This is a genomic window from Streptomyces sp. NPDC052043 (genome assembly GCF_044548235.1).
Classification (GTDB): domain Bacteria; phylum Actinomycetota; class Actinomycetes; order Streptomycetales; family Streptomycetaceae; genus Streptomyces.
Map to the genome: position 1 here is coordinate 542,382 of NZ_JBIUBT010000002.1, position 21,679 is coordinate 564,060.

15 protein-coding genes and 1 tRNA gene are annotated in these 21,679 nt (G+C 73.6%); 11 read left to right on the forward strand and 5 right to left on the reverse strand.

Translation table 11 applies throughout. The annotated features are described in order from the left end of the window. Positions 1–24 precede the first annotated feature (24 nt). Positions 25–1,047 (reverse strand): Gfo/Idh/MocA family oxidoreductase, encoded by a 1,023-nt coding sequence (locus ACIHCX_RS07065; RefSeq protein ID WP_400027401.1) that lies wholly within the window; start codon positions 1,045–1,047, stop codon positions 25–27. A 117-nt stretch (positions 1,048–1,164) separates the two neighbouring features. Between ACIHCX_RS07065 and ACIHCX_RS07070 the strand changes: the two genes are divergently transcribed. From ACIHCX_RS07070 to ACIHCX_RS07105, 8 genes are all read left to right on the forward strand, one after another. Further along, positions 1,165–1,914: a GntR family transcriptional regulator gene (locus tag ACIHCX_RS07070; RefSeq protein ID WP_400027712.1), complete on the forward strand. Its 750-nt coding sequence runs from the start codon at positions 1,165–1,167 to the stop codon at positions 1,912–1,914. A 225-nt stretch (positions 1,915–2,139) separates the two neighbouring features. Further along, a complete protein-coding gene (locus tag ACIHCX_RS07075; RefSeq protein WP_400027403.1) occupies positions 2,140–3,144 on the forward strand; it encodes a sugar ABC transporter substrate-binding protein in 1,005 nt (334 codons plus the stop codon). After that, complete coding sequence (locus ACIHCX_RS07080) at positions 3,141–4,205, forward strand: ABC transporter permease (protein WP_400027405.1); 1,065 nt, start codon at positions 3,141–3,143, stop codon at positions 4,203–4,205. Before ACIHCX_RS07075 ends, ACIHCX_RS07080 begins: the two co-directional genes overlap by 4 nt. Beyond that, positions 4,202–4,993, forward strand: coding sequence for an ATP-binding cassette domain-containing protein (locus ACIHCX_RS07085; RefSeq protein WP_400027407.1), 792 nt, complete (start codon positions 4,202–4,204; stop codon positions 4,991–4,993). The genes ACIHCX_RS07080 and ACIHCX_RS07085 overlap by 4 nt, the downstream gene beginning before the upstream one ends. Before the next feature lie 142 nt (positions 4,994–5,135). Next, positions 5,136–6,284: an ROK family glucokinase gene (locus tag ACIHCX_RS07090; RefSeq protein ID WP_400027409.1), complete on the forward strand. Its 1,149-nt coding sequence runs from the start codon at positions 5,136–5,138 to the stop codon at positions 6,282–6,284. Then, positions 6,281–6,862, forward strand: coding sequence for a sugar kinase (locus ACIHCX_RS07095; protein ID WP_400027410.1), 582 nt, complete (start codon positions 6,281–6,283; stop codon positions 6,860–6,862). Before ACIHCX_RS07090 ends, ACIHCX_RS07095 begins: the two co-directional genes overlap by 4 nt. A gap of 103 nt (positions 6,863–6,965) precedes the next feature. Next, the gene (locus tag ACIHCX_RS07100; RefSeq protein ID WP_400027412.1) at positions 6,966–9,929 is read left to right on the forward strand and encodes a DEAD/DEAH box helicase; all 2,964 of its coding nucleotides are present in this window, start codon (positions 6,966–6,968) and stop codon (positions 9,927–9,929) included. 1,058 nt (positions 9,930–10,987) lie between these two features. Then, positions 10,988–12,835 (forward strand): SWIM zinc finger family protein, encoded by a 1,848-nt coding sequence (locus ACIHCX_RS07105; RefSeq protein WP_400027714.1) that lies wholly within the window; start codon positions 10,988–10,990, stop codon positions 12,833–12,835. 30 nt (positions 12,836–12,865) lie between these two features. On the opposite strand, the gene ACIHCX_RS07110 is transcribed toward ACIHCX_RS07105, so the two are convergent. Continuing rightward, positions 12,866–13,975 carry a PP2C family protein-serine/threonine phosphatase gene (locus ACIHCX_RS07110; RefSeq protein ID WP_400027414.1) on the reverse strand — a complete coding sequence of 370 codons (1,110 nt, stop codon included), beginning with the start codon at positions 13,973–13,975 and terminating at the stop codon, positions 12,866–12,868. A gap of 144 nt (positions 13,976–14,119) precedes the next feature. On the opposite strand from ACIHCX_RS07110, the gene ACIHCX_RS07115 reads away from it, so the two are divergent. Together ACIHCX_RS07115 and ACIHCX_RS07120 are read left to right on the forward strand one after the other, a co-directional pair. Further along, complete coding sequence (locus tag ACIHCX_RS07115) at positions 14,120–14,242, forward strand: hypothetical protein (protein WP_400027416.1); 123 nt, start codon at positions 14,120–14,122, stop codon at positions 14,240–14,242. Between the two features lie 66 nt (positions 14,243–14,308). Continuing rightward, positions 14,309–15,850, forward strand: a complete 1,542-nt coding sequence (locus ACIHCX_RS07120; RefSeq protein WP_400027418.1) for a substrate-binding domain-containing protein — start codon at positions 14,309–14,311, stop codon at positions 15,848–15,850. A 75-nt stretch (positions 15,851–15,925) separates the two neighbouring features. Here the strand turns inward: ACIHCX_RS07120 and ACIHCX_RS07125 are convergent. Next, positions 15,926–15,999, reverse strand: a tRNA-Met gene (locus ACIHCX_RS07125). A 262-nt stretch (positions 16,000–16,261) separates the two neighbouring features. Here ACIHCX_RS07125 and asnB point away from each other — a divergent pair. Beyond that, positions 16,262–18,100 carry an asparagine synthase (glutamine-hydrolyzing) gene (asnB, locus tag ACIHCX_RS07130; protein WP_400027420.1) on the forward strand — a complete coding sequence of 613 codons (1,839 nt, stop codon included), beginning with the start codon at positions 16,262–16,264 and terminating at the stop codon, positions 18,098–18,100. 73 nt (positions 18,101–18,173) lie between these two features. On the opposite strand, the gene ACIHCX_RS07135 is transcribed toward asnB, so the two are convergent. Together ACIHCX_RS07135 and ACIHCX_RS07140 are read right to left on the reverse strand one after the other, a co-directional pair. After that, positions 18,174–20,660, reverse strand: a complete 2,487-nt coding sequence (locus ACIHCX_RS07135; protein WP_400027422.1) for an ABC transporter permease — start codon at positions 20,658–20,660, stop codon at positions 18,174–18,176. Further along, a complete protein-coding gene (locus ACIHCX_RS07140; protein WP_400027424.1) occupies positions 20,657–21,472 on the reverse strand; it encodes an ABC transporter ATP-binding protein in 816 nt (271 codons plus the stop codon). Before ACIHCX_RS07140 ends, ACIHCX_RS07135 begins: the two co-directional genes overlap by 4 nt. Positions 21,473–21,679: the final 207 nt, after the last annotated feature.

Consider the following 21,679-nt stretch of genomic DNA (forward strand, 5'->3'; position numbering starts at 1 on the left):
GCGGTCAACGTGGCTGTCGGTCCGTCACCGGTAGATCGCCCGGTCGCCGCCCGGGATCTCCGCCAGGCTCACCGGGCGGTGTTCACGGCGGGAGATCTCGCAGGCCTCGGCGATGCGCAGGGCCTGCAGGGCCTCGCGGCCGTCGCACGGGTTGGACCGCTCACCGTGCAGCACCTGCACGAACGCGGCCAGTTCGGCCGCGTAGGCGGGGCCGAAGCGCTCCAGGAAGTCGGACCACGGCTTGTCCGCGGCCGGTGGGCCGGTCGGCTCGGTGGACGCGATCGGCGTGCGGTCGTCGAGGCCGACCACGATCTGGTCCCGCTCTCCGGCCAGTTCCATGCGCACGTCGTAGCCCGCGCCGTTGAGGCGGGTCGCGGTGGCGGTGGCGAGCGTGCCGTCGTCGAGGGTGAGCACTGCCGCACCGGTGTCGACGTCGCCCGCCGCGCGGAACATCGCGGGGCCCGCGTCGGACCCGGCCGCGTACACGCTGACGACCTCGCGGCCCGTCACCCAGCGCAGCACGTCGAAGTCGTGGATCAGGGTGTCCCGGAACAGCCCGCCGGACAGCGGGAGCCACTCGGGCGGCGGCGGTGCCTGGTCGGAGGTGAGCGCGCGGACCGTGTGCAGACGGCCGAGCCGTCCCGACCGCACCGCCTCGCGCGCGCCCGCGTAGCCCGTGTCGAAGCGGCGCTGGAAGCCCATCTGAAGCACCGTGCCGGCGGCTTCGACCTCGGCGAGCGCCTGTAACGTGCCCGGCAGATCCAGGGCGATCGGTTTCTCGCAGAACACCGGCAGCCCCGACCGCGCCGCCCGGCCGATCAGTTCGGCGTGGGCCGAGGTCGCCGTGGTGATCACGACCGCGTCCACGCCCCAGGTGAAGATCTCGTCCACCCCCGGGGCCGCCGTCTCGCCGAGCCGCAGGGCGAGCGCCTGTGCCCGCCCCGGATCGGCGTCCGTGAGGATCAGTGAGCCGACCTCACGGTGCCGGCTGAGTGTGTTCGCGTGGATGGTGCCTATGCGGCCCGTTCCGATGACCCCGATGCGCATGGAAACAAAGTGAGGGCGGACCCCGGACCCTGTCAATCCGCATGTCCGGACAATCGGACTACACGACTTCCCGTCAACGGGCCGCGGAGCTACGCTCGGGCCGTGCCGAAACCAGAAGTGGACCCCACCGTCCCACTCGAGCTTCATGTGGACCGGAGTTCCCCGGTACCGCTGTATTTCCAGCTGTCCCAGCAGCTCGAGGCCGCGATCGAGCACGGCAGCCTCACCCCCGGCAGCCTGCTGGGCAACGAGATCGAGCTCGCCGCGCGGCTCGGCCTGTCCCGGCCCACCGTCCGCCAGGCCATCCAGTCGCTGGTCGACAAGGGCCTCCTGGTACGCCGCCGCGGTGTCGGCACGCAGGTCGTGCACAGCCGGGTCAGGCGCCCGCTGGAGCTGAGCAGCCTCTACGACGACCTGGAGGCGGCCGGGCAGCTCCCGGCGACGAAGGTCCTGGTCAACACGGTGGTCCCGGCCTCCCCCGAGGTCGCTGCGGCCCTCGGGGTGGCCGAGGGCGAGGAGGTCCACCGCGTCGAACGGCTGCGCCTGGCCCACGGCGAGCCGATGGCGTACATGACCAACTACCTGCCGCCCGGACTGCTCGACCTGGACACCGGCCAGCTGGAGGCCACCGGCCTGTACCGGCTGATGCGCGCCGCCGGCATCACCCTGCACAGCGCTCGCCAGTGCATCGGCGCCCGCGCCGCCGAACCCGCGGAGGCCGAGCGGCTCGCCGAGGCCGAGGGCGCCCCGCTGCTCACCATGCAGCGCACCACCTTCGACGACACCGGCCGCGCGGTGGAGTACGGCACGCACACCTACCGGCCCTCCCGCTACTCCTTCGAGTTCCAGCTTCTCGTACGTCCCTGACCCCTTCGTACGTCCCTGGCCTCCCCGTACGACCCTGACCGCCCCGCCCCCGGCGGTCCCGGTGCGCTCCGGTCGCCCCTCGTCATGTCCGGACAATGTGACCCGTCACCGCTCCCCGCCCGCGGAACCAAAGGTTCCGGTGTCCGATAATGGAACGTTCGGGGCTGGTGGGATCGCCATCGGCCCCTCGCGTACGTTCGGGCACAGCGAGAAGGGCACGGCCTCGTGGCACGGTTTCCAACCTGGGTAGTCATCGCGCTGGCAGGGGCACTGTCCCTGTCGCTTGCGGGATGCAGCAGCACCGGCGGCAAGCGGGCGGAGGACGCCCGCAAGGCCGCGGCGGCCCAGGGCAGGGCCGCGGTGGACACCCCCCGCTGGACCTTCGCGATGATCACGCACTCCGGGGACGGTGACACGTTCTGGGACATCGTGCAGAGCGGCGCCAAGCAGGCCGCGGTCAAGGACAACATCAACTTCCTGTACTCGCACGACGCCGAGGCCCAGCAGCAGGCGCAGCTCGTGGACGCCGCGGTGGACAAGAAGGTCGACGGCATCATCGTCACCCTCGCCAAGCCCGACGCGCTCAAGGCCGCCGTGGCCCGCGCCGAGAAGGCCGGTATCCCGGTGATCACGGTCAACTCCGGATCGGCGCAGTCCAAGGCGTACGGCGCCCTCACGCACGTCGGCCAGGACGAGACCGTCGCCGGTGAGGCCGTCGGGCAGGAGCTGAACGAGCGCGGGAAGAAGAAGGTGCTCTGCGTCCTGCACGAACAGGGCAACGTCGGGCACGAGCAGCGCTGCGCCGGGGTGGCGAAGACCTTCTCCGGCACGGTCGAGAACCTCTACGTCAACGGCACCAACATGCCCGACGTGCAGGCCACGATCGGTGCCAAGCTCCAGGCGGACCAGTCCGTCGACGCGGTCGTGACGCTCGGCGCCCCGTACGCGGACACCGCCGTCAAGGCGAGGGCCGACGCCGGCAGCAGGGCCGAGGTCGACACCTTCGACCTGAACGCCAAGGTCGCCGCGGAGCTCAGGGACGGCACGCTCGGCTTCGCCGTCGACCAGCAGCCCTACCTCCAGGGCTACCAGGCCGTCGACCTGCTCTGGCTCTACAAGTACAACGGCGACGTCCTCGGCGGCGGCCGGCCGGTGCTCACCGGCCCGCAGATCGTCACCAAGGACCAGGCGGCCGCGCTGGAGGAGTACACGAAGCGGGGCACCCGATGAGCGGGACGAGTACGGACCGGCCCGCAACCCACACCGAGACCTCCGCTGCTGAAACGATTCTGCCGACCCCGGCGCTGCGCAGGCTGCTCACCCGCCCCGAGCTCGGCTCGGTCGTCGGCGCGATCGCCGTCCTCATCTTCTTCGCCTGCGCCGCGGACGGCTTCCTGCGCGCCTCCAGCCTCAGCACCGTCCTGTACGCGTCCTCGACGATCGGCATCATGGCGGTCCCGGTCGCCCTGCTGATGATCGGCGGCGAGTTCGACCTGTCGGCGGGCGTCATGGTGACGTCCTCCGCGCTGGTCTCCTCGATGTTCAGCTACCAGATGACCGCGAACGTCTGGGTCGGGGTCGGCGTGTCGCTGCTGGTCACCCTGGCGATCGGCGCCTTCAACGGCTTCATGCTGACCCGCACCCGGCTGCCCAGCTTCATCGTCACCCTGGGCACCTTCCTGATGCTGACCGGGATGAACCTCGGTTTCACCAAGCTGATCGACGGCACCGTCTCCACCAAGACGATCGGCGACATGGAGGGCTTCTCCAGTGCCCGCGCGGTGTTCGCCTCGACGCTCACCGTCGGCGGCGTCGACATCAAGGTCACCATCCTGTGGTGGCTCGGACTGGTCGCCCTCGCCTCCTGGATCCTGCTGCGCACCCGCACCGGCAACTGGATCTTCGCGGTCGGTGGCAACAAGGACGCGGCCCGCGCGGTCGGCGTACCGGTCACCGGAACCAAGACCGGGCTCTACATGGGCGTGGGTCTCGGCGCCTGGATCTGCGGGCAGCACCTGCTCTTCTCCTTCGACGCGGTGCAGTCAGGCGAGGGCGTCGGCAACGAGCTGATCTACATCATCGCCGCCGTGATCGGCGGCTGCCTGATCACCGGCGGCTACGGCAGCGCCATCGGCTCGGCGGTCGGAGCCCTCCTGTTCGGCATGACCAGCAAGGGCATCGTCTTCGCCGAGTGGAACCCCGACTGGTTCAAGTTCTTCCTCGGAGCGATGCTGCTCCTCGCGACCCTGCTCAACACCTGGGTCCGCAGGCGGGCGGAGGTCACCAAGTGACGCGGAACGAAGCACGCACGGCACTCGTGGAGCTGTCCGGCGTCAGCAAGCGCTACAGCGGTGTCCGTGCCCTGGAGGACGTCGGCCTGGAGGTCCACGCCGGGGAGATCACCTGCGTCCTGGGCGACAACGGCGCCGGCAAGTCGACCCTGATCAAGATCATCGCGGGGCTGCACCAGCACGACGGCGGTGTCCTGCGCGTCGAGGGCGAGGAGACCCGGCTCACCTCGCCGCGCGACGCGCTGGACCGGGGCATCGCCACGGTGTACCAGGACCTGGCGGTCGTCGGCCTCATGCCGGTCTGGCGGAACTTCTTCCTCGGCTCCGAGCCCCGCAAGGGAGTGGGCCCCTTCAAGCGCCTGGACGTCGACCTCATGCGCAGGACGGCACGGGCCGAACTGCTGCGGATGGGAATCGACCTGCGCGACGTCGACCAGCCCATCGGCACCCTGTCGGGTGGCGAACGCCAGTGCGTCGCCATCGCGCGCGCGGTGTACCTCGGCGCGAGGGTGCTCGTCCTGGACGAGCCGACCGCGGCGCTCGGCGTGAAGCAGTCGGGCGTGGTGCTGAGGTATGTGGCGGCGGCTCGGGACCAGGGGCTGGGTGTGGTGCTGATCACCCACAACCCGCATCACGCGTACCTTGTAGGTGACCGATTCGTCCTGCTGAGGCGAGGCACCATGGTCGGCCACCACACACGGGACGCGATCACCCTGGACGAGCTGACCCGGCAGATGGCCGGCGGCAGCGACCTGGACGATCTACGCCATGAGCTGCAAGGGGAGTGAGGGCCCGCGGGGTTGTGGCATCATGCCGCTCCGCAACGCGGGCGCGGCGAACCCCACACGTCCGCATCCCGTACAAACCGGGCACCGGCCCCTCGGTGCCCCGTACGAAGCCCTTACCCACCGTGCGGCAGAATCGGGCCCGATGAGCACCTACCGCGACCTCACCGCCCCCATCGGCTCCCGCCGCGCCCCCGTACTGCGCACGGTCGGTACCCGGGAGCGGCGCTCCCACCTGACCGCACCCCGCGTCCCCACGGTGGGCATCGACATCGGCGGCACCAAGGTGATGGCGGGCGTCGTCGACGCCGACGGCAACATCCTGGAGCGGCTCCGCACGGAGACCCCGGACAAGTCCAAGAGCCCGCGGGTCGTCGAGGACACCATCGTCGAACTGGTCCTGGACCTGTCCGACCGGCACGACGTGCACGCGGTCGGCATCGGCGCGGCCGGCTGGGTCGACGCCGACCGCAACCGCGTGCTGTTCGCCCCTCACCTGTCCTGGCGCAACGAACCCCTGCGCGACCGCCTCTCCGAACGCCTGTCCGTGCCCGTCCTGGTCGACAACGACGCCAACGCTGCCGCCTGGGCCGAGTGGCGCTTCGGCGCGGGCCGCGACGAGGACCACCTCGTCATGATCACGCTCGGCACCGGGATCGGCGGCGCAATCCTGGAGGACGGCCAGGTCAAGCGGGGGAAGTTCGGTGTCGCCGGAGAGTTCGGGCACATGCAGGTCGTGCCCGGCGGCCACCGCTGCCCGTGCGGCAACCGCGGCTGCTGGGAGCAGTACAGCTCGGGCAACGCCCTGGTGCGCGAGGCGCGGGAGCTGGCCGCGGCCGACTCCCCGGTCGCCTACGGGATCATCGAGCACGTCAAGGGGAACATCGCCGACATCACCGGGCCGATGATCACCGAGCTGGCCCGCGAGGGCGACGCCATGTGCATCGAACTGCTCGAGGACATCGGCCAGTGGCTCGGCGTCGGCATCGCCAACCTGGCCGCCGCCCTCGACCCGTCCTGCTTCGTCATCGGCGGCGGGGTCTCCGCGGCCGACGACCTGCTGATCGGCCCCGCGCGGGACGCCTTCAAACGGCACCTCACCGGCCGTGGCTACCGACCCGAGGCCCGTATCGCCCGCGCCCAGCTGGGCCCCGAGGCCGGCATGGTCGGCGCCGCCGACCTCGCCCGGCTGGTCGCCCGCCGCTTCCGGCGCGCCAAGCGGCGCCGAGTCGAGCGGTACGAGCGCTACGAGCGGTACGCGCAGGCGCGGCGCGCGGCCCAGGAGGCGCTGTGACGATGTCGCTGCCGCGGCAGGCGGCGCCGCCGGACGGGCGCCCCCCGCGGGTCGAGGACCGCCGGCGCCGCAACCGCCGCAGGGGCCTCACGCTGCTGATCATCGTGCTGCTCATCGGCGTCCCGGCCGGCTACCTGGTGATCTCCGCCAACCAGAGCCGCGACAGCGGCAAGGACAAGGAGGCCAGGTACGCGGCGAAGGGCCTCGCGCCCGGCTACCCGTCCAAGGTCCAGCGCCGCCTCTACCAGGTGCCGATCCCGCACCCGGCCGACATGGTCTCCTCCTACGAGACGAACAACTGGAAGACCAGCCGTCTCTACGTCCAGTTCCGGACCACCGAACCGGGCCTCACCTCCTTCCTGGAGGCCATGGGCGCCAACCGGGGCGACCTGAAGGAGGGCGCCGTCTCTGTCGGTGTCCGGGACAAGAAGACCACCGGCTGGACCTTCACCAGCGCCGGCCCCTGGTGGGGTCTCACCCACAGCCAGAAGAACCCCGCCCCCACGCAGGACGTGGTCGTGAACCTGTCCAACCCGGTCCTGCCGATGGTCTACGTCGTCTCCCGCACCGTCCCCTGATGCCGACCGCGGCCCCGCCCGGGCCGCCGGAGCCGATTGTCAGACCCCGCCCGTACAGTCGAAGACGACTGGGCCGGACGACGAGCGGGAGGTGACAGGACGTATGAGCGACACGGCGGTCGAAGCGACGGACGGCGCGGCGCACACGGAGTCCGTGTCCCCGCGCCTCGCCGCCGTCTTCCTCCCCGCCCCCCTTCCCCGCGACAGCCGCATCGCCTTCTGGGACCCGAGCGGCGACGTATGGGCGGGGAGCGCCCCCGCCGCCGATCCCACGGACGGCACCGGTCGAACGACCGGCGCCTGCTCGGAGCGCGCCGGTCAGGGGATGGCGACCACGCCCGGGCCGCACCCGGGCGGCGACACGTCCCTGCGCACGGAGCTCACTGTCGTGCGGCGGCACGGGGCGGTGGTCCGGCGCAGGAGCGTGCCCGCGCTGTCGCTGCCGGTCGAGGACGCGCTGCCGCACCTCGTGCGGGCACGGCACGATCCGGCGGCGCATCCCGCCGCGGCCTGCTGGGGCGCCGCCGCCCTGCACGCGCTGCGGCTCGTCGCCCGTGGACGGCTGCTTCCCGGTCTGACCGCCACCGGGCACGACGCCTGGCGCGCGGGGCCCCTCGACCCGGACGACATCGCCCACCTGCGCGCGATCGCCGCCGCCCTGCCCCACGAGGGCCACGCGGCCCCGCTGCCCGGCCCGGGCCCGCTCCGGCTGCCCGAACCGGAGGCGCTGCTGCGCACCTTCCTCGACGCGGTCGCCGACACCCTGCCCCGCACCCCGGCCGCGCCCCACACCTGCGGCAAACCCTTCGCCGCCCGCGCACCGCAGCGCCTGCCGCACGCCCACGACTGGGCGGCCGAGGTCGCCGCCGGCATGGACGCGGGCGTACGCGTCTCACTCCGCCTGGACCTGCCGGCGCACGGCCTGTTCGACGCCGACGCCGCCGACGAAGGGGACGGCGCCGCCCGCCGTGCGGGCGCGGCGATCGTCCAGGTGCACAGCCTCGCCGACCCCACCCTCGTCGCCGACGCGGCGGCCCTGTGGGCGGGCGAGGCGGACCCGGCGTTCGGCCCACGCGCACGCGTGGACGCCGCCCTGGCCGTACGGCGCGCGGCCCGCGTCTGGCCCCCGCTGGACCGGCTGTCCGAACAGGAGGTGCCCGACGTCCTCGCCCTCTCCGAGAGCGAGGTGAGCGACCTGCTCGGCGTGGCCGCGACCCGGCTCGCCGCGGCGGGCGTCGCCGTGCACTGGCCGCGCGACCTGGCCCAGGACCTCACGGCGACCGCGGTGGTGCGCTCCGCGCCGGGCTCCGCCAAGGACGGCACGGGCTTCCTCGAGAGCGAGGACCTGCTGCGGTTCCGCTGGCAGCTGGCGCTCGGCGGCGACCCGCTCAGCGACGCCGAGATGGACGCGCTCGCCGAGGCCCACCGCCCGGTGGTGCGGCTGCGGGACCGCTGGGTGCTCGTCGACCCGGCCCTCGTCCGCAAGGCCCGCAAGCGCGACCTCGGACTGCTCGACCCGGTCGACGCGCTCTCCGTCGCCCTCACCGGCACCGCGGAAGTCGACGGCGAGACGATCGAGGCGGTGCCCGTCGGCGCGCTGGCGACCCTGCGGGACAGGCTCACGGCCGGCGTACGCCCCGCCGAACCGCCGCCGGGCCTCGACGCCACCCTGCGCGACTACCAGCTGCGCGGCCTGGCCTGGCTCGATCTCATGACCTCCCTCGGCCTCGGCGGCTGCCTCGCCGACGACATGGGCCTCGGCAAGACGGTCACCGTCATCGCCCTGCACCTGAAGCGGGCGCACCGCGAACCCACCCTGGTGGTGTGCCCGGCCTCCCTGCTGGGCAACTGGCAGCGGGAGATCACCCGGTTCGCCCCCGGCGTCCCCGTCCGCCGCTTCCACGGCCAGGACCGCACCCTGGACGGCCTCGACGGCGGCTTCGTGCTCACCACGTACGGCACGATGCGGTCCATGGCACCCCGGCTGGCCGAGCAGCCCTGGGGCATGGTCGTCGCCGACGAGGCCCAGCACGTCAAGAACCCGTACTCGGCGACCGCGAAGGCGCTGCGGGCGATCCCGTCCCCCGCGCGCGTGGCCCTCACCGGCACCCCTGTGGAGAACAACCTGTCCGAACTGTGGGCCCTGCTCGACTGGACCACCCCCGGGCTCCTCGGCCCGCTCAAGTCCTTCCGCGCCCGGCACGCCCGCGCGGTGGAGACCGGCGAGGACGAGGAGGCCGTGCGGCGCCTGGGCCGCCTGGTGCGCCCCTTCCTGCTGCGCCGCAGGAAGTCCGACCCCGGCATCGTCCCCGAGCTCCCGCCGAAGACCGAGACGGACCACCCGGTCCCGCTCACCCGCGAGCAGGCCGCGCTGTACGAGGCCGTGGTCCGCGAGTCGATGCTCGCCATCGAGACGGCGGACGGCATGGCCCGGCGCGGACTGGTCCTGAAACTGCTGACCTCGCTGAAGCAGATCTGCGACCACCCCGCGCTCTACCTCAAGGAGGAACACGCCCGCGGCGGCGACGGGCCGGCGGCGCGCTCCGGGAAGCTGGCGCTCCTCGACGAACTGCTGGACACCCTGCTCGCCGAGGACGGCTCGGCGCTGGTCTTCACCCAGTACGTCGGCATGGCCCGCCTGATCACCTCCCACCTCACCACCCGCGCGGTCCCCGTGGACCTGCTCCACGGCGGTACGCCGGTCCCGGAGCGCGAGCGCATGGTGGACCGCTTCCAGAGCGGCGCGACCCCCGTCCTCGTCCTGTCCCTGAAGGCGGCGGGCACGGGCCTGAACCTCACCCGCGCGGGCCACGTGGTCCACTTCGACCGCTGGTGGAACCCGGCGGTCGAGGAGCAGGCCACCGACCGCGCCTACCGCATCGGCCAGACCCAGCCGGTCCAGGTGCACCGCCTGATCACCGAGGGCACCGTGGAGGACCGGATCGCCGAGATGCTCGCCGCCAAGCGCGCCCTGGCCGACGCGATCCTCGGCGGGGGCGAGGCGGCGCTCACGGAACTGACCGACCGGGAGCTGTCCGACCTGGTCTCGCTGCGGAGGGAGGCCTGATGGACGAGCGCCCCGCCGACGCGGCACGCCGGGCCCTGCGCGCCGCCCGGGAACAGCAGACCCGGCGACCCGAACCCGCGGACCACCGCGAACCCGTGCCGGGGGACCAGGCCGGCGCGGTGAACCGTCCCGGCGACGCCGCACGGGACGCCCTGCGGCGCGCGCAGTCCACGGCCCGCCGCGGCAACGGAACCGCCGACGCCGGGGCCGGCGCGGAGGACCCACCCGACCCCACCTCCCAGCCTTCGGCACCCACCGGCACCGGTGCGTCCTCCGGCGACCTGGCCCCTGCCGGCCCCTCGGCGTCCTGCGGCGCTGCGGAGTCCTCCGTTGGCTTGGCATCTCCAGGCGACCTGTCCGCCGATCTGGCGTCTCCCGCCGACCTGGCGTCTCCCGGCGGCCCGGCGCCCGCCGACGCCCCGGCGCCCTCCGGCACCTCGGCATCCTCCAGCGGCCTGGCGCCCTCCGGCGCTGCGGTGTCCTCCGGTGGCTTGGCATCTCCCGGCGGCCTGTCCGCCGACCTGGCGTCTCCCGGCGGCCCGGCGTCCGCCGACGCCTCGGCGTCCGCCGACGCCTCGGCGGCCACCGACGCCCCGGCGTCCTCCAGCGGCCTGGCGCCCGCCGACCCTTCGGCGTCCTCCGGCGACCTGTCTGGCGATCTGGCGTCTTCCGGAGTCCCGGCGCCCGCCGACGCCGCGGCGCCCACCGGCCCCTCGGCGCCCACCGGTGCAGCGGCGCCCACCGGCGACCCGGCACCTCCCGGCGACCCGGCACCTCCCGGCGACCCGGCGGGTGCCGGCGCACCGGGGCGGCCCGTGGGGGCGCGTCCCTCGGATGCTGCGCGTGAGGCGTTGCGTGGCGCCCTGGCCCGGCGTGCGGCCCGGGCGGCGGCCGCGCAGGCGGGAACCAGGACGGCCCGCCGTCCGGCTCCGGCCCCGCGCCGGACAATCCGGCCGGCACCGGCCGACCCCCGGTCCCGAACCGCTGCCGAAGACGGTGGCGCAGGCACACACGACACGGCACCGGCCGCAATGGACGCGCCCACCGGCCTCTTCCGGATGCCCCCGGCCGCGTCCGGCCACGATGCGGAGTCCGGCGGCGACGGCATGGCCGATCAGGAAAGCCCCGAGCCGACCCGGACACTTCGGTCCGCGCCCTCGCCGAGAGTGCCAGGACCGGCCCTGTGGAGCCTCTCCACTGCGGACGCCCCTACCGATGCCCCGACTGCTGCCCGGGCCGCCGCGTCGCAGGCGGCCCTGCCGAGGGCCCCGGAGGACCTCGTCCAGGCGGGCGTCCTCACCCCCACCCCGGCCGTCACCTCCGGCATCCGCCTCCCCTTCGCCGGCACCCCGAACGACACCTCACAGTCCGGCGCTCCCGGGGTCTCCTCGGCGGTGACGAGGAAGGGTGTCTCGGCAGGCACCCCGGACGTCCCCGCGGCGGCGGGGGAGGACGCCTCGACGGGCACGGGCACGGGCACCCCCCACGACCCTTCGTTGGGGGACGCGCACGGGCCCGAGGACGGCGCCTCGGTGGACGGGTGGACGCAAGGGCGTCGGACGTCCGGGGCGGCCCCGGACGGGACGGGCGGCGGAAGGGCCGCTGCCCCACCGGCGGCGGCCGGCTCCGGGACGCCCCGCAGCATGGCCTCCCCCCGCCGGGACGGCGAACTGCGGCGTACCTTCCCGGCGTTCCCGGCGCACGCGGCGCACGGCGACCGGTTCGCCGAGACCTGGTGGGGCAACGCGTGGGTCGACGCACTGGAGGAGGGCGCGCTGGACACGGCGCGGCTGGCCCGTGGCCGCGGGTACGCGCAGACGGGCCACGTGGACGCCGTCACCGTCACCCCGGGGCTGGTCCTGGCGTACGTGCAGGGAAGCCGACCGCGCCCGTACCGGGTCCAGGTGCGGTTGCGGACACTGGACGAGGCCGACTGGGACCGGTTCCTGGACACCGTCGCCGAGCGGCCCGGGCACATCGCCGCGCTCCTGGACAAGGAGATGCCCCAGTCCCTCGCCGACTGCGGGGTCCCCCTGCTCCCCGGCCCCGGCGACCTGGAGCCGCACTGCAGCTGTCCCGACCGCGGCCACCCCTGCAAACACGCCGCCGCCCTCTGCTATCAGACCGCACGCCTGCTGGACGCCGACCCCTTCGTCCTGCTGCTGCTCCGCGGCCGGGGCGAGCGCGCACTGCTCGACGCCCTGTCCCGGCTGAACGCCACCCGCGCGGCCCGCGCCGCGCAGGAGCGGGACCCGGAGCCGTTCCCCGGCGTCCGCGCGGGCGACGCGCTCGCCGAGCGGCAACGCCCACCGCTGCCCCCACCGCTGCCCGCGCCCGCGCACCCGGAACAGCCCCCGGCGTACCCGGCGGCACCGGGCGGACCCGATCCGTTTGCCCTCGACCAGCTGGCCACCGACGCGGCCGCCCGCGCCCACGCCCTGCTCACCACCGGCCGCGACCCGGTCGGCGGGCTCACACTGTGGCAGGACGCGGTACGCCTCGCCGCCGCCCGCCCCGGCTCCGGACTGACCGCGGCCACCCGCTCCCTGTACGCGGCGCTCGCCTCCGCCACCGGCCGCGGCACGGCCGAACTGGCGCGGGCGGTGGCAGCCTGGCGCCAGGGCGGTTCGGCGGGACTCGCCGTCCTGGAAGAGCCCTGGGACCCGCCGGCCGGCCGCTTCGACCGGGCGCGCCCGCTGCTCCTCGCCGCCGACCTGCCCGCCTTCCGCCCCTGGCGCAACCGGCTCACCCACCCCCGCGGCCACCTCCAGCTCCGCCTGGGCCGGGACGGCCTGTGGTACGCGTACGAGTCGGAGCCGGACCACGACGACTGGTGGCCCCGCGGCACCCCCGACCTCGACCCGGTCGGCGCCCTGACCGGCCTCGGCGCACCGGGCGCCCTCTGACGCGGCTGAAGGGCTGATCCACGCGAGGCCCTAAGGCCCGGCGGTGCGTTGCAGGGCGACCACGGCGGCGTCGTCGGCCAGCCGCCCGCCCACGTGGTCCAGCAGGTCGGCGCGCAGATGGTGGACCAGTGCCATGGGGCTGTCCTGCGCCCAGGAGACGATCCGCGCGGTGAGCGGGTAGAAGACGCCCGCGGGGTCGCGTGCTTCGACCACACCGTCGGTGTACAGCAGCAGAAGCTCTCCGGGCTCCAGCAGGAAGGTGTCCACCCGGTACTCCGGTGTGCTCAGCTCGCCCAGCCCCAGCGGCGGAGCGGGAGCGCTGGCGTGCAGCGTGACGACCTGCCGGCCCCGCAGCAGCAGCGGCGGCGGATGTCCGCAGGACACCATCTGCACTTGGGGCTGCGCGTCCGGGATATCGATGATCGCGGCGGTGATGAAGCACTCGCCCTCCTGACCCGGCTCGGTGGGCTCGGCCAGGTTCCAGCACACGCTGCGCTCCAGGTAGGCCATCAGCTCGGGCAGGGCCCCCTCCCGGTGCGCGGCCTCCCGGAACGCGCCAAGGAGCAGCGAGGCGTCGCCCATGGCGGTCAGGCCCTTGCCCATCACATCGCCGATGATCAGCCGGGTGCCGACCGGGGTGCGGACGGCCGCGTACAGGTCGCCGCCGATCAGCGCCTCCTCCTGGGCCGCCAGGTACACCGACGCCACCCGCAGCGGCCCGATGCGCCGGGGCAGGGGCCTGAGCACCACCCGCTGCGCGGCCTCCGACACTCTGCGCACCTGCTGGAGCTCACGGGTGTGCCGTTCGCGCAAATAACGGAACGCCGTCACGACCACCGAGACCACGATCAGGGAGATGATCTGCGCGCCGACGCTCTCCGTGGTCAGGAGGTGGAACACCGCACCGACGCAGAGCAGGGCCGCCACGGCGACGATGCTGACCAGGGCGGTCCGGAAGGGACTGGCGAAGGACGCGGTGATCGCGGGAGCCACGATCAACAAAGGGCCCAGCGGTACGTGGGGCCCGGTCAGAACGTCGGCGACGATGATGGCGGCTATCAAACCCAGCGGCACCGCGAGCAGAGCGTCACTGGCCTGCCACGAGTGGAAACGGTGCGAGATCCGCCGCCGAAGACGCATGCTTCCTGCTTACACCCCGCGCGGGGGCACGGCAGCCCGGAAGAATCACGTCAGCGGGGCGTGCGGCGGCGGCCAGGTCGAGCGGCACAAGCGCCGCCGAAACGCCCGACGCGGTGTATCCGCAGGTGAGGGTGGCGGCGGAGGGTGATCAGGCCGCTCCCGGCACCGATCGGCACGGCGGCCGCCGCCGGTCCCGTGGCGCCGGGCGGCAGGGCGGAGGCCTCACGGCGCATCCGCGTCACCCGGATGCCGAAGCTGAACACCTGACGAACAGTCGGGGACGATCGCCGCCGGGCCCCCCGAACCGCCGGGCGGGTCCGTACCGTCGGCCCCGTGGGATGGCTCGAGATCACCTTCACGGCCGCCGGCCTGGTGCTCGGCGTCGCCTCCATGATCACACCGTTCATCGCCGACCGGCGGGCCCGGCGCAGCAGACGCATCGGCTTCCGCAAGCAGATGGATATCGCGATAGGCCACAACGGCCAGGCAGGCGGGGCGGACCCGCGCCTCGGCCTCTTCAACGACCTGCCCACGATGCGCGACGCCACCCTCGTCCTGTTACGTATCGAGAACGACGGATCGCGACACGTCGAGGAGTCCGACTACATCGACCCGTCGGCGCAGTACGGGCTCACCGCCGAGTTTCCGGGGCGGCGCATCCAGGCGCAGGACGTCACGCTGCCCGACGAGCACGTCAATCTGATGGGCTACTTCGAGAACCAGCCCGGCCTGCTCGTCGCGGGCCCGAGCACCCTGCGCATTCCGCGCGTCCCGCTCAAGCCTGGCGCGTACTACAAGATCCTGGTGCTCCTGACGGGCGGCCAAGAGGGTGCCCCGGTCGCCGTCACCGGCGACGTCAAGGACGGCACGCTCCACGCGAACCACAGCCTGACACCCGACGAGAAGCCACCGGTGTTCAGCAAGCAGGCCCGCTGGACCACCGTCGTCCTCGGCCTCGCGCTGATCGCGGCGGCCACCCTGCCGCTCCTGCTGCCGGGCCCGCTGCCCGAGGACTGCGGAACGGGCCGGCTCAGGCTCACCGGTTCGACGGCGTTCGCGCCGGTGATGAACGAGCTGGCGCAGAGGTACCGGAACCACTGCGACGGAAAGCCGGACATCACCGTCGCCACGCACGGCAGCCGGACCGGAGTGCGCGAACTGGCCCTGTCCGGGGGCCGGCGCGAGCAGGGCGCGCCGGTGATCGCCTTCTCGGACGGCCCGCGCCCGGCGAGCTACACCCGGCTCAGCGAGAGACCCGTCGCCGTCTCCCTGTTCACGCTGGTCGTGCACGACGACGTCCACCTCACGAATCTGTCCGTGGCCGCTGTGCGCAGCGTCTACCGGGGCGAGATCCGCAACTGGTCGCAGCTCGGCGGGCCCGACCTGCCCGTGGTCCTGGTCAGCCGTACCTCTGGCTCCGGCACCCGCTCCGCCCTGGTCAGCCGCGTCCTCGGGGGCGCGGACGAACCGCCCGCGTCGTCGGACGACTGCGTCAACCGCACGGTCCGCGGCACGCCGGTGCTGCGCTGCGAGCTCGACTCGACGGAGCAGGTCCTCGACACCGTGGCCCGCACCGCGGGTGCGATCGGCTACAGCGAGCTGAGTGCCGCCTCCACTCCGGAGCGGCCGAAGGGGCTGCACCGCGTCGATCTCGACGGTCACGCCCCCGACCTGGACCGCATCGAGTCGAGCGGCTACCCGTACCGCGAGATCGAGTACGCGTACACCTACGGCCGCCCCCCGGCCGGTTCGCTGGTCTCCGACTTCCTCACGTACGCCGTCGACAACGGAACCGGCAAGAGCGTGGTCGCCACCCACGGCCATCTGCCGTGCGGAACACCCGTGGGAATGCGGATCTGCGGCGCGGCCGACTGAACGCCGGGAGTCCCCTCGGGACAGGGCCCTGAGCACATGCGAAAGGGCCCGGGACACCCGGGCCCTTTCCTTTCGTAGCGGGGACAGGATTTGAACCTGCGACCTCTGGGTTATGAGCCCAGCGAGCTACCGAGCTGCTCCACCCCGCGTCGACACCGCTACTCTACACACACTTCGAGGGAGACACCGACTTTGGGGGCGGGGACGACGTCCTCCGTCCGAGACCGCACCCGGTGCCGCGTCACGTCCACGGCGACCCTCTCCCGCCCCTGACCCCCGCGCCACCCCGCTTACCCCATTCGCCGGACAGCGCCCGCCCGATGGGAGGCGAAAGCCCGCGGGCCGGACCGGCGGCGCGCGATCTTGGGTATTCCTTTACCAAGTGCCGAGGCCGGACGCTGGAGGTAACACATGTGCGGGATCACCGGCTGGATATCCTTCGACCGTGATCTGCGGTCCGAGAGCGCGACCTTGGACGCGATGACCGAGACCATGTCCTGCCGGGGGCCGGACGACCGCGGCACCTGGGCCGAGGGGCCCGCGGCCCTCGGCCACCGCAGGCTCGCGATCATCGACCTTCCCGGCGGCCGGCAGCCGATGACCGTCCGGACATCCGAGGGCACCGTGGTGCTCGTCTACTCGGGGGAGACGTACAACTTCACCGAACTGCGCCGTGAGCTGACCGGTCTGGGCCACCGCTTCACGACCGACTCGGACACCGAGGTGGTCCTGCACGCCTACCTCGAATGGGGGGAGGCGCTCGCCGGGCGGCTCAACGGCATGTTCGCCTTCGCGGTGTGGGACGGCCGCCACGACCGGCTCGTGATGGTTCGCGACCGCATGGGCATCAAGCCGTTCTACTACTACCCGACCTCCGACGGCGTGCTGTTCGGCTCCGAGCCCAAGGCCATCCTCGCCCATCCGCTGGCCCCCGCCCGGGTCCGCCTCGACGGACTGCGGGAGATGTTCGCGATGGTCAAGACGCCCGGACACGCCGTATGGGACGGCATGCGCGAACTGGAGCCCGGCACCGTCGTCACCGTCGACCGGCAGGGGATGCGCCGACGCGTCTACTGGCAGCTCCAGACCCGTCCCCACACCGACGACCGCGGCACCACCATCGCCACCGTGCGCTCACTGCTCGACGACATCGTGCGCCGGCAACTGGTCGCCGACGTTCCCCGCTGCATGCTGCTGTCGGGAGGTCTGGACTCGTCCGCGTTGACGGCCCTGGCGGCGCGTCAACTGGGCGAGCGCGGTGAGAAGGTGCGCAGCTTCGCCGTGGACTTCGTGGGACAGGCCGACAACTTCACCGCCGACGAGCTGCGTGCCACCCCCGACGCCCCGTACGTGCACGACGTCGCCGATGCCTCCCGCACCGAGCACCAGGACATCGTCCTCGACGCGCGGACCCTCGCCGACCTCGACGTACGGGCGCGGACGATCCGGGCGCGCGACCTGCCCGTGGGCATCGGCGATCTGGACTCCTCGCTCTACCTGCTCCTCCGGGCGATCCGCGATCACTCCACGGTCGCACTGTCCGGCGAGTCGGCCGACGAGGTCTTCGGGGGCTACCTCCAGTTCTTCGACGAGGAGGCCCGGAGCGCCGACACCTTCCCGTGGAAGGCCCGGGCCTCGCGCTTCGGCAGCGATTCCGGCGTCCTGAGCCCCGCTCTCACCGAAGCCCTGGACCTGAGGACCTATGTCGCCGACAGCTACCGCACCGCCGTCTCGGACATCCACCGCCTCGACGGGGAGAGCGACTTCGAGTACCGGATGCGGAAGATCTGCCATCTGCACCTGACCCGGTTCGTGCGGGTCCTGCTGGACCGCAAGGACCGCCTGAGCATGGCGGTCGGGCTGGAGGTGCGGGTGCCGTTCTGCGACCACCGGCTCGTCGAGTACGTGTACAACGCCCCCTGGTCGCTGAAGTCGTTCGACGGGAGGGAGAAGAGTCTGCTCAGGGAGGCGACCGCCGACCTGATTCCGCAGTCCGTGTACGACAGGACCAAGAGCCCCTACCCGTCCACCCAGGACCCGCAGTACGCCGTCGCCATCCAGGAACACGTCAGGGACATCCTCGCCCGCTCGTCCCACCCGGTCTTCGAGCTGCTCGACCGGGACCGGGTGCAAGAGGCCGCCCACCGGGACGCCCCGCAGGTGACACTGGCGGCACGGCGCGGTCTCGAACGCACCGTGAACCTGGCACTGTGGCTGGACCTGTACAAGCCGGAACTGACGCTCACCTGACGCCTCGCCGACTCCTGGGCGGGAGCGGCCCAGCGGGCCCGGGCCCGCTCTGCTCCCCAGGCCGCAGACCCCGTCAGCCCTTCCGGCCCCGGAGGGCCGCTCGCGCCGGGAGGGTGACGGCGAGCAGGGCGAGTCCCACCGCGGCCGCGGCGAAGGACCCGTACACGAGCGGGGGTATGTACGGGGCCTCGCCGGTCAGGCCGCGCACCATCGGGATCAGGGTGACCGCGGCGATGGCCGTGCCCAGGACGATGCCGGCCACCGCCACCAGCAGGCCCTCCCAGCGCAGCATGTCCATCGCCTGACGCCTGGTGGCGCCGACGAGGCGGAGCATGCCGAGCTCGCGGCGGCGGTCCAGGACGGTCATCACGAGCGTGTTGACGGCGGCGAAGCCGCCCAGGACCGCGGCCATCGTGTAGTTGGCCCAGGCGTTGAGCTCGCGGTCGGTGGTCTGCTCGACCGCGTAGCCGGAGGCGTCGGTGACCCTGCCCAGCGGGGCGAGGGCCGTCGCCTCTCCGCCGCGCACCAGCAGCGTGCTGTCGAAGCCCGAGGTGACGTGGGCGGCCAGGGACGCGCGGTCCATGGTCACGGCCGCGAGTCCGAGCCCGCGGCCGTACACGGCGACGACCTCGGGGCTGGTCCTGGTGCCGTCCGGAAGGTACATCGTCAGCTTGTCGCCGACCTCGGCCTTCGCCGACGTGGCGAGCGTCTGGTCGACGGCGACACGGCCCTCGCCGACACGGTCCAGGTCGCCGCTGCGCACGTCGAGGTCCTGCACCTTGGCGAGCTGCGCGCCGGAGCCGGAGATGCCCGGGGCCGCCGAGCCCTGCAGCCACCGGTCGCCGCCGGAGCCGACGGACACGAGCACCTGCGTGTCGAGCAGGCCCACGGCCGCCTCGACGCCGGGTGTACGGGCGGCCCGGTCGACGGCCTCGGCGGGCAGCCCGGCGGGGTGCGTGACGACGTGGTCCGCGGTGACGCCGGCGCGCAGCTGCTCCGCGGCGACGCGGCTCTCGCTCGTGTGCAGGAAGACGAGCGTCGAGGCGAAGGCCATGGCCAGCACGATCGGGGTGATCGCGGAGGCCAGCCGGCGGGCGTTCGTACGGGAGTTGGCGGCGGCGAGCGAGGCCGCGGCGCCCAGGCCGCGCAGCACAAGCCCGAACAGGGCCGCGCACAGCCGCGCCACCAGCGGGCCGAGCAGCGCGACGGCGAGCATGAAGAGCATGACGACACCCAGGGCGGCGTTGGCCGCGTCCTCCCCGGCCGAACCGGCGGCGAGGACGGTGAGGAAGCCGCCGCCGACGAGGGCGCCCAGGCCCAGCACGGTACGGATCACGCCCGGCCGCAGCCGCTCCACCGACGCCTCGGTGAGCGCCTGCCCCGGCTTGATCCTCGCGGGCCGGCGCCCGGCCGCCCAGCCGGCGGCGAGCGCGGTCAGCAGCCCCATGCCGACGGCGACGACGAGCGGGATCCAGGAGACGTGCAGGTGCACGAGGCCCGGGACGGCTCCGCGGTTCTTCAACTGCCCGAACCACCAGTGCGCGAGCCCGATCCCGGGCAGGCAGCCGACCAGCCCGGCGAGCGGCGCGACGAGCAGCGCCTCGGCGGCGACCGCGCGTCGGATCTGCCGTGGCGTGGCGCCGACGGCGCGCAGCAGCGCGAACTCCCGGGCGCGCTGGGCGACGGACAGCGCGACCGTGCCGGACGCCGTGAAGACGGCGACCATGGCGGCGATCCCGCCGAAGGAGCCGCCGAGCCCGGTGAGCGTTTCCCTGGCGTACCCGACTCCGCGGTCCTCGACGGCGCCGCGGCCGTCGCCGGTGTGCACCTTCGCGCCGGAGCCGGCCAGCGCCTTCCTCACGCCGGCGGCGAGGGCGTCGGTGTCCGCCCCGTGCCCCGCCAGCACGGCGATGGCGTTGGCCTTGCCCGGATGCCCGGCGAGCGCGGGGGACTGGGCGTCGGCGAACCAGCCACTGGCGCCCTCGGCCGCGTCGCCGGGTCCGGCCTTCGCCAGCCCGGAGACGCGGAACCCGGCGCGCCCGGCGGCGGTGTCGAGCGTGACGGTGTCGCCGACGGCGGCCTTCGCGGCCCGTGCGGCGGCGGCGTCGAGCACGACCTCGCCGGTACGGGGCGCGGCCCCGGAGGTGAGTGCCGCGCCGGTGAACGCGTGCGATCCCCAGCCGTGGCCCGTCAGCGCGGTGTCGCCCCGGCGCACCGGGAACGTGAAGTCCGGCACCGCCGCCTCGGCACCGGGCACGCGGGCCGCCCTGCGGGCCAGGGCGGCGTCCACGCGTGCCGTGTCCGGCAGCAGGCCGGCCGCCTCGTAGCGGCTGTCGCCGCTGCCCACGACGAGACGGGCGTACTGGTCCGCCGCCACGACGACCGGCGCCTTCGCGTACCGCTCGGCCGGCACCGACGCGCGGGCGCCCGTCTCCAGGAGGATGCCGCAGGCCGAGACGATCAGCGCCGCCATCATCAGCGCGACGAAGGTACCGGCGAACGACGCCGGTCTGAAGCGCACGGCCGCGCGGGCGAGGCCGTTGGGGGCGAGGCTCCTCACGCCGCGGCCCCCGCCATCGCGCCCGTGCGGGAGGTGAGGGCGGCCATGCGTGCCGCGATCTGCTCCGCCGAGCCGCGGTCGAGGCCGCCGGCGAAGGCACCGTCCGCGAGGAACAGCACCCGGTCGGCCCAGGCGGCCGCGGCCGGGTCGTGGGTGACCATGACGACGGTGGCGCCGAGGGCGTCCACCGCGTGCCGGAGCAGGCCGAGGACCTCGGCGGCGGTGCCGGTGTCGAGGGCGCCGGTGGGCTCGTCGGCGAAGACCACGTCCGGGCTGGTGACCAGGGCGCGGGCGATGGCCACGCGCTGCTGCTGGCCGCCGGAGAGCTCGCCGGGCCGGCGCCTCGCCTTGCCGGCGAGGCCGACCTGCGCGAGTACCGCCTGCGCCCGGCCGCGGTCCTGGCGCTGCCCGGCGAGGCGCATCGGGAGCAGCACGTTCTGCTCCACGGTGAGGGAGGGCAGCAGGTTGAACGACTGAAAGACGAAGCCGAGGCGGCTGCGGCGCAGTTCGGTGAGTTGGTTCTCGCGCATGCCGGTGATCTCCGTACCGCCGAGGCGCACGGAGCCGGCCGACGGCCGGTCGAGTCCTGCGGCGCACTGCAGGAACGTGGACTTGCCGGAGCCGGACGGGCCCATGACCGCGGTGAACGTGCCGCGCGGCAGCGCGAGATCGATGCCCGCGAGGGCGTGCACGGCGCCGGCGCCGCGGCCGTACTGCCGCCGGACGCCGCGCAGTTCGACGGCGAGACCGGGCGTGCCCTGGGCCTCCGGCCGCTCTTCCGTCTTCCGTCGTGTGCCGCCGCGCAGCCTCATGTCCGTCCTCTCACGGTCTTTTCGAGCCGGTCTCCCCGAGCCGGTCTCCTTGAGCCGACGACTCGAAGCTACGGATCGCGGACGTCGCGGACCATGGCGGCTGCCGGCGGATCCAGGGTGGGGATAACCCGAGGCCGGGCGGCTTCCGGCCGTGCCGACGCAACACCGACGACGAGAGCGCCGCCGTGCACGCGGTTCGGCGTGGGC